This window comes from Algoriphagus alkaliphilus (genome assembly GCF_900103735.1).
GTDB classification, from domain to species: Bacteria; Bacteroidota; Bacteroidia; order Cytophagales; family Cyclobacteriaceae; genus Algoriphagus; species Algoriphagus alkaliphilus.
In genome coordinates this window covers 98,083-111,918 of the sequence record NZ_FMXE01000003.1, presented here as the reverse complement: position 1 = coordinate 111,918, position 13,836 = coordinate 98,083, and the positions used below count along the sequence as shown (strand labels likewise).

8 protein-coding genes are annotated in these 13,836 nt (G+C 44.1%); 7 read left to right on the top strand and 1 reads right to left on the bottom strand.

Annotated features, from left to right (window positions below):
• Positions 1 to 7 precede the first annotated feature (7 nt).
• From BLQ81_RS02045 to BLQ81_RS02030, 4 genes are all read left to right on the top strand, one after another.
• On the top strand, positions 8 to 1,375 hold the full coding sequence (locus BLQ81_RS02045) for a 3-keto-disaccharide hydrolase (protein ID WP_092728298.1): 1,368 nt from the start codon (positions 8 to 10) through the stop codon (positions 1,373 to 1,375).
• An 11-nt stretch (positions 1,376 to 1,386) separates the two neighbouring features.
• Positions 1,387 to 2,739: a Gfo/Idh/MocA family protein gene (locus tag BLQ81_RS02040; protein WP_092728297.1), complete on the top strand. Its 1,353-nt coding sequence runs from the start codon at positions 1,387 to 1,389 to the stop codon at positions 2,737 to 2,739.
• A gap of 1,184 nt (positions 2,740 to 3,923) precedes the next feature.
• Positions 3,924 to 6,944: a SusC/RagA family TonB-linked outer membrane protein gene (locus BLQ81_RS02035; protein ID WP_092728296.1), complete on the top strand. Its 3,021-nt coding sequence runs from the start codon at positions 3,924 to 3,926 to the stop codon at positions 6,942 to 6,944.
• A gap of 8 nt (positions 6,945 to 6,952) precedes the next feature.
• Positions 6,953 to 8,638: a RagB/SusD family nutrient uptake outer membrane protein gene (locus tag BLQ81_RS02030; protein WP_092728295.1), complete on the top strand. Its 1,686-nt coding sequence runs from the start codon at positions 6,953 to 6,955 to the stop codon at positions 8,636 to 8,638.
• Positions 8,639 to 9,006: 368 nt separating this feature from the next.
• Here BLQ81_RS02030 and BLQ81_RS02025 read toward each other — a convergent pair whose 3' ends face one another.
• Positions 9,007 to 10,032 carry a LacI family DNA-binding transcriptional regulator gene (locus BLQ81_RS02025; RefSeq protein ID WP_092728294.1) on the bottom strand — a complete coding sequence of 342 codons (1,026 nt, stop codon included), beginning with the start codon at positions 10,030 to 10,032 and terminating at the stop codon, positions 9,007 to 9,009.
• Between the two features lie 183 nt (positions 10,033 to 10,215).
• On the opposite strand from BLQ81_RS02025, the gene uxaC reads away from it, so the two are divergent.
• The 3 genes from uxaC to uxuA all read left to right on the top strand — a co-directional run bounded on the left by uxaC (position 10,216) and on the right by uxuA (position 13,794).
• Positions 10,216 to 11,655 carry a glucuronate isomerase gene (uxaC, locus tag BLQ81_RS02020; RefSeq protein WP_092728293.1) on the top strand — a complete coding sequence of 480 codons (1,440 nt, stop codon included), beginning with the start codon at positions 10,216 to 10,218 and terminating at the stop codon, positions 11,653 to 11,655.
• Complete coding sequence (locus BLQ81_RS02015) at positions 11,655 to 12,476, top strand: SDR family oxidoreductase (RefSeq protein WP_092728292.1); 822 nt, start codon at positions 11,655 to 11,657, stop codon at positions 12,474 to 12,476. The genes uxaC and BLQ81_RS02015 overlap by 1 nt, the downstream gene beginning before the upstream one ends.
• A gap of 136 nt (positions 12,477 to 12,612) precedes the next feature.
• Positions 12,613 to 13,794, top strand: coding sequence for a mannonate dehydratase (gene uxuA, locus BLQ81_RS02010; protein WP_092728291.1), 1,182 nt, complete (start codon positions 12,613 to 12,615; stop codon positions 13,792 to 13,794).
• Positions 13,795 to 13,836: the final 42 nt, after the last annotated feature.

Genomic DNA, 13,836 nt, shown 5'->3' with positions numbered 1-13,836 from the left:
AAAACTAATGAAACTCAAACTAGTCAGCTTCCTATTTCTTGCAATTCTCACCCAGGCGACTCAGGCCCAAAATGGTAATTGGAAAAACCTTTTCAACGGCAAAGATCTCAGCGGATGGAAAACCGTGGCAGGCGCAGCGACCTTTGAAGTCAAAGACGGAGTGATTGAAGGCACTGCTGTACACGGTACCGGCAATACTTTTTTAATTACAGAAGCGATGTACTCGGATTTTATTCTCGAGGTAGATCTCAAGATCAATCATATTTCTTCAAACAGTGGCATCATGGCAAGGGGTCAGTTTGATCCGGCCGCTCGTGACGGTAAGGGATTGGTATTTGGTTACCAGATAGAAGCCGACCCTACCCCAAGAGCTTGGTCCGGTGGAATCTATGACGAAGCACGTAGAGGTTGGTATTACCCTTTAGATTTGAATCCAGCTGCAAAATCAGCTTTTAAAATGGGAGAATGGAATACCTATCGAATCGAAGCCATTGGCAATACGCTTAAAACTTGGGTAAATGGTCAGGAGGTCGCCTACTTTGTGGATGATATGGATTCCAAAGGCTTTATCGGCCTACAGGTGCACAGCATCCAAAATAAAGAAGATGAGGGGAGAAAAACTTATTTCCGAAATGTCAGAATCCAAACCGCAAACTTGAAGCCCACTCCTTTCAAAGGAGATGTGTTTGTAGTAAGCACCTTGAAAAATGAATTGACGAATGAGGAAAAGAAAAACGGTTGGAAATTATTGTTCAACGGAAAAAACAGTGATGGCTGGAGAGGTGCCCGAATGACCACTTTCCCGACTACCGGATGGTCAGTTAAGGATGGAATCCTGACAATCGCCAAAACCGACGGAAGCGAATCCCAAAACGCAGGAGATATTGTCACTAAAGACAAGTACAGCGCATTTGATCTGGCATTTGATTTCAAAATCACTGAGGGCGCAAACAGCGGTGTAAAATACTTCGTAACCCTTTCGGAAGGAAATACAGGTTCAGCCATTGGCTTGGAATACCAAATCCTGGATGATGTCAACCATCCTGATGCCAAGCAAGGCATCAACGGGAATCGAACTCTAGCTTCATTATACGACCTGATCAAAGCAGATAAACAACCAAGATTTGTCAGAAAACCCGGGGAATGGAACCAAGGCCGAGTTGTCGTATATCCCAATAACAAAGTGGAGCACTATATCAACGGGGTGAAAGTAATCGAGTACCAAAGAGGTTCACAAGAATATAGAGATCTCGTAGCTATCAGTAAATATAAAGTATGGAAAGACTTTGGTGAGGCCAAAGAAGGTCATATCCTACTGCAAGACCACGGTGACGAAGTGAGTTTTAAAAACATCAAAATCAAAACGCTTAAGTAATTCTCAAAATTATGGGTAAGCAAAACAGAAGAGAATTTATCAAGAAAAGCACTGCGGCTACCTTGGGCCTTTCGGCTCTTGGTGCAGTTGGTTTTTCTGCAAAATCCTACGGCAGAATCATCGGTGCAAACGAACGCCTTAACGTTGCAATCGCAGGCCTGGGAAGGAGATTGGGTGCATTTTACGAACCAATCGGATTGACTTCCAGTAATGTAAACTTGCTCTATCTCTGCGATGCCATGCAGTCTCAGATGCCAAAAGCTGCCAAAAACTTCGAGAAACACATCACTTATGCTCCTAAACAGGAGCAAAACATCATGAAAGTACTCGATGACAAGGAAGTCGATGTCCTGATCAATGCAACTCCGGATCATTGGCATGCACCGGGAACTTGGCTGGCCTTAGAGCGCGGAAAGCACGTCTATGTGGAGAAGCCCTGCTCGCACAATCCACGCGAAGGCGAATTGCTGATTGCTCTGCAAAAGAAATACAACAAAGTAGTGCAAATGGGGAATCAGCAGCGCTCTGCGCCTGAAAGCCGGGAGATCATCGCCGCCATTCATGACGGAGCTATCGGAAAGGCATTTATGGCAAAGGCTTTCTACAGCAATAATAGAGGTGTAGTTCCTAACCCTAAAGCACAGGCCGCTCCTGCCGGTTTGGATTGGGAGCTCTTCCAGGGTCCTGCTCCCCGCAAGCCATACATGCACGATACCTGGGATTACAACTGGCACTGGTACGGGTGGGATTATGGTACAGCCGAAACGGGAAATAATGCTACTCACGAATTGGACGTAGCCCGTTGGGCACTTCAAGTGGATTATCCATCAGAAGTAAGTGTGGTTGCCGGTAAAATGCACTTTCCCGAAGACGGCTGGACCATGTACGATACCATGGACGCCACGTTCAAATTTGGTTCCGAAAAAATCATCCAATGGGACGGGAAAAGCCGAAACAACTACAAAACCTACGGCTCTGACCGAGGAACAATCATCTACGGCACTGAAGGTTCGGTCTATGTGGACAGAGGCGGTTACAAGCAGTTTGACCGAGGCGGAAAACTGGTGAAGGAGAATATGGGCGGAGGTACTGAAGGCGGCACCCAACTCGGAGGAGGAGGAGGAGACATGAGTACCACGCACGTAGTCAATTTCTTTAATGCTGTAAGAGGTTTGGAAAAGCAAAACTCCAATATTGAGGAAGGTGCAGTGTCCACCCTGCTCTGCCATTTGGCCAATATCAGCAGCAGAACCGGAGAAAGCTTGATCTGTGATCCTAAAAATGGCCACATTCAAAACTCGGAAAAAGCCAAAGCCCTTTGGACTAGGGAATATGAAAAAGGCTGGGAACCGCCAAAGGTCTAAGCCGGTTGGAAATCCACAGTGTGAAAATTCAAATCAGGACTTCATACAGTAAGAAATAAAGATTGGTTTTCTTAATTCCGGACACCTGCTTCCGATTCGGAGGCAGGTGTTTTTTTACAATTAATTCAAAAAAAGGAATTTGGCTAAAACCCGATTGAGCTAATAATTCCCATAGGAATGGGCTAAAGCCACATTCCTATTGATAGTTGTAAAATCAAATTGGATCCCCTGATCAATTCCCTCCAGCTTTAGCGGATGTTTAAACATTGGCAAAAGTGCTCTTACTTTAGCCAAATCACTGACCCCAGATAATCATCTCCCAGTGTGATCCCGTAAATACGGGATTATGGGCATTTCAAACTAATTAATATTCATTTTCCCTCAAGTTTTTTGCAAAAATGAAAAATGTAGACCTCATATTAATATATTTTTTATGTATGTACGGAACTTTGCCAGTAGCTTTTGAATAGACTTAAAATTACCTAAAAACACAAAAAGTTAGACTTCATCGGACATCGGACACCCGACATCCGGCCCAAATGAGTTATTAAATTTGCCTACTGGCGGAATAGCGTATAATCATATATTTTTTTCTGTATATCCGCTTTCTTACCAGTAGCCATAGGAAATAAGGATAGAAGTCCGATGAGACGAGCTGTGGACTGTGGACGGTCGTCTGTCGACGATTATCCGCTTTTTGCAATTTCAATTTTAGCAAACTGGTAGAATTGCGGATAATCATATATTTTTTTATGTGTATCCGTGAACCTGCACGTAGCCATTGTAATTTAGATTGGGGGACAGATATGCTAAGTTATTGACCATAGTCCATAGTCCATAGTCCATAGACCATATACCATGGACGAGGGTCCGCTACTTACTCGGCCAATTTTCATTCAACGTGCATCCTTGCGGATACTCATATATTTTTTAGAATAAACCGATACTGATATCATCGTCCACAGAATATTCTGGAACTTCCCACCTATTCCGAAATCATCTCGCAATCGATTCCGTAATTACGGGCTTTCAGGATTTGATCATCCCTATCCTTCTGTCTACCTTTTAAGAAGTAAAATTGAGGTTATTTTCCGCTTGTCATCTTGAAAAGCCTTAAAATGAATAACCAAATTCTACCTGATTAATGAACCAATTCTATCTTATAACAATAAACCCTTTTACTTATGTGTACAAAATTTTACACCTGCCTATCGGTGGTGTTGATGCTGTTGCTTAGTGTAGGATACACGCAAGCACAGAATGTCCAAGTGACCGGGACCGTTTCAGACGAAACAGGTGCATCCTTACCGGGTGTGACAATTCTCCTGAAAGGCTCCACCACAGGCACCACAACAGATTTAGATGGAAAATATTCCATCTCGGGTCCAGCCTCAGGCGTGCTGGTATTTTCATTTATCGGCTACAATCCTATAGAGGAAACAATCGGAAACCGAAGCCAAATCAGTGTTAGTTTAAGCCCTGATCTTTCCGACCTCGAAGAGGTGGTCGTTGTGGGTTATGGTACAATGAAAAAGAGTCAATTAACCGGCGCGATTTCATCGGTCAGCTCAAGAGAAATTCAGGAGCAACCTATCACAGATGCCCGCCAAGCACTTCAGGGCCGTGCAGCTGGTGTTGACGTCGTACAGCCGGGTTCCAAGCCGGGATCTGCACCTCAAGTTCGTATCCGTGGTCGCCGTTCATTCAACGCTTCCAACGAACCTCTTTTCGTTATAGACGGAATTCCTACAGTGGGTGGATTGGAAGACATCAACCCTCAGGATATCACTTCGATGGAAGTCTTGAAAGATGCTTCTGCTACAGCGATCTACGGATCAAGAGGATCCAACGGGGTAGTTTTGATTACCACCAAGCGTGGTGGTGCCGGCAAAACGGTGGTTTCTCTTGACTCCTATTATGGTGTAGCGAATGAATTGGGACGAATCGAAGTATTCGATGGTCCAGCATTTGCGGAGTACAAAAGAGAATCCAGAAGAACTGTAGGCAATTATCCTGAAGGTCCGGCGACAGAAGAAGCTGACAGGCGAATTTTTGAGCCTGTTGAATTGGAAAGCATTGCATTGGGCAGAAGTACAGATTACGTGGCGGGTCTGATGAGACAAGGTAATATCCAAAGTCATCAGGTAGGCGTATCCGGAGGAAATGATAAGACCACCTTTTTCGTCTCTGGTAACTATTTCAAAGATGTGGGTGTAATAAAAAATCAGGATTTCTCTCGAAAAACATTTCGGGTCAATCTTGATCATAAAATCAACAAGAAAATAAGCATTGGCACTTCCACACTTTTTACGATGAGTGAAAGAAACGGTGAAAACTTTAACCCGCTGGGTGGTGCGCTTCAAGAAAACCCTCTTGGAAAGCCGTTTGATGACAATGGAAACATCATTTTCCAACCTACCTCTGACGGTTTGAGAACCAACCCATTTTCTGAAGTAGTTCCAGGAGCTATTGTTGATGAAACTTTCAGAACAAGGATCTTCACCAGTATTTATGCCACTTGGGAAATCGCCAAAGGTCTTACTTACCGGGTCAATTTTGGTCCGGACTTTACAGTAAGAAGAAATGGTCGATTCACCGGTTCTCAAACCAATGCAAGAAGAGGTGGAGATGCAACAGGTAGTGTAAGTGATCAAACGACGTTCAACTATACCTTAGAAAACATCCTGACTTACAATAAAACTTTCAAGTCGGTACATAACCTCAATTTGACTGCACTTCAATCATTCCAACAGGATAGATTTGAAGAAACCAGCATGAGTGTTTTGGGTATTCCGGCACCTAGCCAGCTTTACCATAGATTGGGTGACGCATCACAGATTACAGGAGCAAATACAAACCTGATTGAATGGTCTCTTCTTTCTTACATGGGCCGGGTAAACTATTCTTATAAAGAGAAATTTCTGGTTACAGGTACTCTTCGAGCCGATGGAAGTTCTCGATTTGGTGAAAATAATAGGTTTGGTTATTTCCCTTCAGTAGCTGTAGGCTGGAATTTACATCAGGAATCATTCTTGAAAAATTCCTCTAAAATCAGCTTGTTGAAATTAAGAATGAGCTATGGTTCTATAGGAAATCAGGCAATAACCCCCTATCAAACTCAGGCACTATTGGGCAGAACTGCCTACGCTTGGGATAATACGGCTGCTTTTGGATACCGACCAAATACAATCGGAAATCCTGATCTGAAATGGGAAACTTCTACCACCTTCAATTCCGGCTTGGACTTCTCTATTTTCAAAGACAGAATATTTGGTTCACTTGAATACTATGTCACCAACACCTCCGACCTTTTGGCACCACAGCCCTTGCCAAATTCAACCGGCTTCGGAGGATTCCTTACCAATATTGGAGAAACACAAAATAGAGGTATTGAACTTTCCCTTTCTACTTTAAATATTGAAAGAGGTGATTTTAGTTGGTCTACAGACCTAATTTTCACACGCAATAGAGAAGAAATTGTCTCTTTACCAGGAAATAGAGATGACCTCGCAGCTGGAAGATTCATTGGTCAACCTTTGACAGTATTCTTTGATCTGAAGAAAATTGGTATTTGGCAGACAGAAGAGCGCGACGAAGCTGCTAGATTTAGTGACAGACCGGGAGAAATCAAAATTCAGGACACCAACAATGATGGAAGAATCAATTCCTTGGATCGTGTTATTTTGGGCTCGGCGGTAGCTGATTTCTCACTAGGTATGACCAACCGCTTCACCTATAAAGGTTTTGATCTTTCTGTTTTCGTGTTCGGGAGATTTGGGTCCATGATCCGGTCTGCATTCCACGATAACTTTAATTCGCTTTTCGGAAGATATAATAATCTGGCAGTAGATTATTGGACACCAAATAATCCAACCAATATGTATCCAAGGCCAAATCAAAATCAGGAATTCCCGAAGTATAGCAGGTCTATGTCCTACTTTGACGGAACGTTCATAAAGGTAAGAAACATCAATCTTGGTTACAATTTCGATGCAGCTGCCGCTAAGAAAATTGGGTTAACCAGCTTGAGGGTATTCTCCAGTATCCAAAACCCATTTATCTTCTCCGAATACAGAAGGGTTCACAAAGGAATTGATCCTGAGACCTTTATTGACGGGGAACAAGGTGTAGAAGGTGGTGTAATCAACGCCAACATCGCTCCTCCTGTAGTTCAATACACCTTTGGTATCAGTGCTAAATTTTAATCCTAAGCATGAAGACAATGAAAAATCTGAGCATAAACTATAAATTAAAAAATCTCGGTAGAATTGGTGCTTTCGCATTGAGCTTAGCATTCGCTCAATCCTGCCAGGATGCCCTGCAAGAGGATGTAATATCTCAAATCGGATCAGAATATCTGAATTCTCCGAAAGGGTTGGATGATGCTGTAAATGCGGCCTACACCTCTATGAGAGCTTGGTATGGTACCGAACGAGGAAACAATTTCACGGAATTCGGGACGGATGTTTATACCAATGGATCTGACGGTTCTTGGAAATTTATGAATACCTACACTACCGAATTTGACTCTCAAAATGGCCATGTGAGAGAATTATGGGACGAGTTCTATCGAGGAATTAACACCTGTAATGCAGTAATAGGGAGAGCTCCAAACATTACCGGAGTCTCAGATGCGGTAAAGGCTCAGCGGATAGCTGAAGCAAAATTCATCCGCGCGCATCACTATTTCCTTCTTGTACAATTATTTGGACCTGTGGAATTGCGATTAGAGGAAACCAAAGTGCCGACCAGAGTGGTAAAACGTAATCCAGAATCAGAAATCTATGCAGCTATTATCAAAGACTTGACAGAAGCCATTCCAGGTTTAGAAGCTAGAAGAGCATCTCTTCAATATGGTAGAGCTACTAGAGGGGCTGCAGAACACCTGCTTGGCAGAGTGTATGTAACAAAAGGTACTTCATCAGCTAAAGCCGCAGATGATTTTGGCAAAGCAGAACCTTTATTTAACAGCGTAATTGCCAATTATGGTTTGAGATTACTTCCCGACTTTGCTTCTGTCCATGCATTTGGTAATGAAATCAATGACGAAGTGATTTGGTCTGTTCAATATACGAGAAACCAGTTGACCAACGGTGGAGGTAACAATGCCCATGTATTCTTCTTAATGGAATACGATACCCAAGCAGGAATGAGAAGAGATACCGAAAACGGTAGACCTTTCAGAAGATACATGCCTACTACCTATGCCTTGGAGACCGTATTTGGAGAAAGAACCAATGATAGTCGATACAAAAAGACTTTCAGAGACACTTATCGTTCAAATCGTCCGGGTACATTCAACACTTCATTTGACAGAAGTAAGCCGACCGTAACATTTGCTTTGGGAGATACTGCTATTTTTCTTCCTGGCTTTGAAATGTCGCTTGCTGTTCGAGCTACTAAAAGGTACCAAGTACTAACCCCGAGCATGTACAGAGAAAATCTCTTCCCTGCTTTGGTGAAGCACATGGATCCGGGAAGAGCAGATTTGACACAGTTTGAGGGAGGTCGCGATTACATCGCGATGCGATTGGCAGATACATATCTTCTTCTTGCCGAAGCTCAGTTCCGCCAGGGAAAAATTGCCGAAGCGACTACCACCATCAATAATGTCAGAAGAAGAGCAGCATTTCCCGGAAGGGAAACAGCGATGGCAATCACACCTGCTCAATTTACTTTTGACTTCCTGATGGAAGAGAGAGCTCGTGAATTGATGGGGGAACAAACCCGTTGGCTGGATCTGAAGCGTTGGGGAAATCTGGTGGAGCGCGTGAAGCGATTTAATCCGCAGGGAGCTCCAAACATCAAGGACTTCCATGCCTTGCGACCAATTCCTCAAAATCAAATTGACCGGGCAGAAGGTGGGCCAAGTGGTTTTCCTCAGAACCCAGGTTATTAAAGTAAAAACGTTAAAATCTGACAGGTCTATCAAAAAAAACAGCTCCGAAATTCGGAGCTGTTTTCCGTTATAAGAAATGCCCATGATCCCGTATTTACGGGATCACACAGGGGGATATTTATCCAGTGCATTCCATCTGACCAAAAAAATCAAATTATAAACAGATGAAATGCCCATGATCCCGTAGGTACGGGATCACACAGGGGAATGATTATAAAGGGCATTCCATGTGACAGCTAAAAAACAAATTATAAACAGATGAAATGCCCATGATCCCGTAGGTACGGGATCACACAGGGGAATGATTATAAAGGGCATTCCATGTGACAGCTAAAAAACAAATTATAAACACATGAAAACCAAACAATTTAAACAGCAATTGTAGAAGATCTGATGGTAATCTTTGATGGAATACTGATCAGCTGATTTGGCAAATCCGGCTGACGGGGTTTGGTCAGCTTTTTGATCAAAAGTTTGGCGCATTCTTCACCTATCTGAAACGTAGGCTGAGTGATGGTGGTGAGCGATGGCGTCAACAGTCCTGCAATACTGATATTGGAAAAGAAGCTGATGATTTTAAGATCCTGAGGGATTTTTATATCAGTTCTTTTTACGGCGTGGTAGGTCGCAAGAGCCAATTTTTCCACAGAGGAAAACAAGCCATCCGGTCGGTCGGCAGAAGTCAGCATGGCACGAATTGCCTCAATGTTTTTTTCTTCGTCATGCGCACAGGTGACTTGGAGGGATGGTGTAGGGGAAAGTCCCGCAGTTTTCAGCGCATCCAGATAACCCCGATACCGTTCCTTGGTGATGGACAACTCTTTGGAAAGCATCAAAAAGGCGATCTTCCGACATCCCTGTTGAATCAAATGCTTGGTCCCTTCATAGGAGCTTTCATAGTCGTTGGTAATGAACTTGGTCGTGGGTATATCCGGGCAGATCCTGTCGAAAAAGATCAAGGGAAAGCCCCGCTCATGCAATCTTGCCAAATGTGACACATCACTTGTTTGACTGGAAACAGACATTACGATGGCATCAGCCCGACCGTTCATCAGAAGGTTGATGATCTTTTTTTCCCGTTCTACATCTTCATGCGTGCTGTAAACCAACAGATGGTAGCCATGCTGTTGTGTTACCTCCTCTATTCCGTCTATGACCTTAGCAAAAAAACTGCTCATCCGCTCCGGCATGACCACAGCTATGGTCTTGCTCTTGTTTTCTCTGAGACTCCTGGCAAACGGATTGGGCTGATAGTTCATCTTCTCAGCCATGAATACGACCTTTTTTTTGGTCGCCTCACTGATCTCATAGCTGTCATTCAATGCACGTGACACCGTGGAGGGTGAAAGTTTCAGCTCAGCTGCAAGTGCTTTTAAATTGACTCCGGAACTCATGGTATTTTGGGTTAATAATGCTTTTAACTTTGTCGAATAAATTCAACTGTTCTAAAATAAGGAAATTTATCCACTTAAATAATTTCGCAAACGTTTCCGTATTTTGATAACTTCCAAGTACGATTTCGGGGTAAATTTAGGTTAGTAATACTATTTCTGTAAAGCCCCTCCTGACCCTGTTATATGATCTCTACTCAAACCCAAAATTCCTTCCTTACAGAGGATTTTTTACTGCACTCTGACTTTGCCCGAATCCTATATCACGACTACGCCAAAAATCTTCCAATAATCGATTATCACAATCACCTCCCTCCTGCTGAACTCGCCGGAAACAGGCAATTTGAAAATATTTCCAAAATCTGGCTTGCGGGCGATCATTACAAATGGCGTGCAATGCGGACGCTTGGAATCAATGAGCATTTCATAACTGGTGGAGCCTCGGATTTGGAGAAATTTCAGAAATGGTCAGCGACTGTTCCCTACACGATGCGGAATCCGCTTTATCATTGGTCACACATGGAAATGAGGCGGTATTTTGGAGTTGATGAATTGCTCACTGCTGAAAATGCCGCAGCCGTTTATCACCAAACATCTGAAATGCTTCAACATCCCGATTTTCGTGCCCAGAGACTTTTGGAGCGAATGAATGTGGAAGTGGTTTGCTCCACGGATGATCCTGCGGATAATTTGGAGCAACATGAAAAGTATCATCTTACCAATGGACAGGTCAAACTTTACCCCGCTTTTCGGCCAGATAAGTCCTTCGCGATTGAGAATTCAGAGACATATCGAGCCTATCTCCAAAAATTAGGCAGCGCGGCAGGCTTCGAAATCACTTCTTTTGACAAACTCATTGAGGCATTATCCAAGCGTGTGGACTTCTTCCACAGTCGGGGTTGCAGACTTTCTGATCATGGCCTCGAAAATCTGGTTTTTTCGAAGAACGAACAGCTTTCTTCAGATAGCATTCTGACAAAAGCACTTCGGGGCATCCCGCTGACTGAGGAGGAAATCAAGCATTTCAAATTCAAAACCCTTCAGAAGCTTTGTAAAATGTACCATGCCAAAGGCTGGGTACAGCAGTTTCACCTGGGGGGATTGAGAAATACAAATTCCCGAATGCTCCAGACCTTGGGTCCTGACACCGGCTTCGATTCCATCGGAGACTATGATCAAGCCACTGCCATGGCTGATTTTCTAAACCACCTCGATTCCTCGGATCAATTGGCCAAAACGGTACTTTACAACCTAAACCCTCGGGACAATGAGGTTTTTGCAACGATGATCGGAAACTTCAACGACGGCTCGGTCAAAGGAAAAATCCAATTCGGTTCGGGTTGGTGGTATCTCGATCAAAAAGACGGCATGGAAAAGCAAATCAACACCCTCTCCAACATGGGCTTGGTGAGCTGTTTTATCGGCATGCTGACAGATTCAAGAAGCTTCCTCTCCTTCCCTCGCCATGAATACTTCCGTAGGATCCTGTGCAATCTCTTCGGGAAAGACGTAGAAAACGGCGAACTCCCCTGGGATGAAAAGTGGCTCGGTCAACTTATTACAGATATTTGCTATCAAAACGCTAAAAATTACTTCGATTTCTCTCCATCTAACTATAAACTTTAATGCCCTCTATTAATCTTTTTTCCTTGGAAGGAAAGAAAATCGCCTTTTCAGGTGCTACAGGAGTCTTGGGTACCACGATGGCCTTGCACTTGGCCTCTCAAGGTGCTGAGCTATTGATCCTTGGTCGCAGCCCCGAAAAAGTAGATCAATTAGTCAGTGAAATCAATGCTTCGGGAGGAAAGGCTTTCGGCTATTTTGCCGATGTGACCGACGAGGATTCCCTTGAAAAAGTCGCCAAAGTCATCGATTCTCACCATGGACATATCGATGTCTTGATCAATTCGGCGGGTGGAAATATGCCCGGAGCGGTGATCCGCCCCGATCAGAATTTCTTGGATTTGGATACTGCTTCATTGAGAAAAGTGATGGATTTAAACTACCTCGGTACGGTGCTTCCAATCAAGGCTTTACTTCCATTGATGCTTAAGCAAGGCAAAGGAAATATATTGAATGTCAGTTCAATGGCTGCAAGCAGACCTATGACCCGAGTGATGGGTTATGCCTCTGCCAAGGCTGCCATTGACAACCTCACCAAATGGCTTTCAGTGGAGCTCGCCCAAAAACATGGCCCCGATTTTCGGGTCAATGCGATCGCTCCGGGATTTTTCCTGACCGAGCAAAATCGAACCTTATTGACAGAGGCAGACGGCAGCTTGACTCAGCGTGGAAATCAAATCAAAACCCATACGCCGATGAATCGATTCGGAAAACCTGAGGATTTATTGGGCGCTTTGCAATGGCTTTGCAGCGATGCATCAGCCTTTGTTACGGGTACGATTATTCCCGTGGATGGAGGATTCAGCGCGTATTCGGGAGTTTAAAAAAGTTAATTGTTAATGGTTATAAGTTAATTGTTGCAGGAATTAACCCTTAACTTTTAACATTTAACCAATAACTTAATCCCAAATAACTAATAACTCAATAACCAGTAACCAAATAACCAAAACCCCCATTTCCATGAGCCATAAAATGGAACAGACCATGCGTTGGTATGGCCCCAAAGACCCGGTAAGTTTGCGGGACATTCTACAATCCGGTGCCACCGGGATAGTGAATGCCCTTCACCATATTCCCAACGGGGAAGTTTGGAGTCGGGAAGAAATCCGAATGCGCAAGCAACTAATCGAAGCAGCAGGCCTTACTTGGTCTGTGGTAGAGTCAGTTCCGGTACATGAAGTGATCAAAACCCGCACTGGAGACTTTGAGCAGGTCATCGAAAACTATAAGCAAACCCTCCGGAATCTTGCTGCAGAAGGAGTTTACACTGTTTGCTACAACTTCATGCCGATCTTGGACTGGACCCGGACAAACCTGGAATATGAACTTCCTAACGGAGCAAAAGCACTTCTTTACGAAAAAAAGGCGGTTCAGGCATTTGACTTATTTATCCTTCAAAGACCTGAAGCGGCCTCAGAATATTCCCCAGAAGAAATAGCGGAAGTAAAGTCCTACTATGAAGGATTGGATCATGAGCAAAAGCAGCTGATCAAAGAAAACATTCTGAAAGGTCTGCCGGGATCTGAAATTGGCTATACCTTAGATGAGTTTCGGGCCATGCTCAAAACCTATGAAGGAATCGATGCCAAAAAACTGGCAGAACATCTCAGGCTTTTCCTGGATGCGGTCACGCCCGTTGCAGAAGAAGTGGGCATCTACCTCTGCATCCATCCCGATGACCCACCTTTCTCACTTTATGGACTTCCGAGAGTCGTCAGTACGGCTTCAGATGCACGCAGAATACTTTCAGAAACTCCAAGCCATCACAATGGACTGACTTTCTGTACCGGGTCCTACGGAGTGCGGGCGGACAATGACCTTCCGGCGATGGTTCGTGAATTTGGGGATCGCATCCACTTTATCCATTTGCGCAGCACCAAAAGAGACGCTGCAGGAAACTTCTACGAAGACAACCACCTCGAAGGAAATGTACCCATGGTAGAAGTCATTGATGAGATTCTGAAAGTGCAGGAAAAACGCGGCAAGAGTCTTCCCATGCGTCCTGACCATGGACATCAGATGTTGGACGACCTACATAAAAAGACCAATCCGGGCTACTCTGCCATTGGCAGACTTAAAGGTCTGGCCGAAATCCGCGGTGTGGAAGAGGCGCTGCTTTGGGTAAAAAAGGCGGGGAGCTAGGAGGTTTGGAGGATAGAAAGTTGGGAGGTTTGTAAGTTGTGA

Bases quoted from the DNA above. Each gene is read 5' to 3' on its own strand.
- BLQ81_RS02035 (WP_092728296.1), top strand. From the start codon at position 3,924: ATGTGTACAAAATTTTACACCTGCCTATCGGTGGTGTTGATGCTGTTG.
- uxuA (WP_092728291.1), top strand. From the start codon at position 12,613: ATGAGCCATAAAATGGAACAGACCATGCGTTGGTATGGCCCCAAAGAC.
- BLQ81_RS02045 (WP_092728298.1), top strand. From the start codon at position 8: ATGAAACTCAAACTAGTCAGCTTCCTATTTCTTGCAATTCTCACCCAG.
- BLQ81_RS02030 (WP_092728295.1), top strand. From the start codon at position 6,953: ATGAAGACAATGAAAAATCTGAGCATAAACTATAAATTAAAAAATCTC.
- BLQ81_RS02025 (WP_092728294.1), bottom strand. From the start codon at position 10,032: ATGAGTTCCGGAGTCAATTTAAAAGCACTTGCAGCTGAGCTGAAACTT.
- BLQ81_RS02015 (WP_092728292.1), top strand. From the start codon at position 11,655: ATGCCCTCTATTAATCTTTTTTCCTTGGAAGGAAAGAAAATCGCCTTT.
- BLQ81_RS02040 (WP_092728297.1), top strand. From the start codon at position 1,387: ATGGGTAAGCAAAACAGAAGAGAATTTATCAAGAAAAGCACTGCGGCT.
- uxaC (WP_092728293.1), top strand. From the start codon at position 10,216: ATGATCTCTACTCAAACCCAAAATTCCTTCCTTACAGAGGATTTTTTA.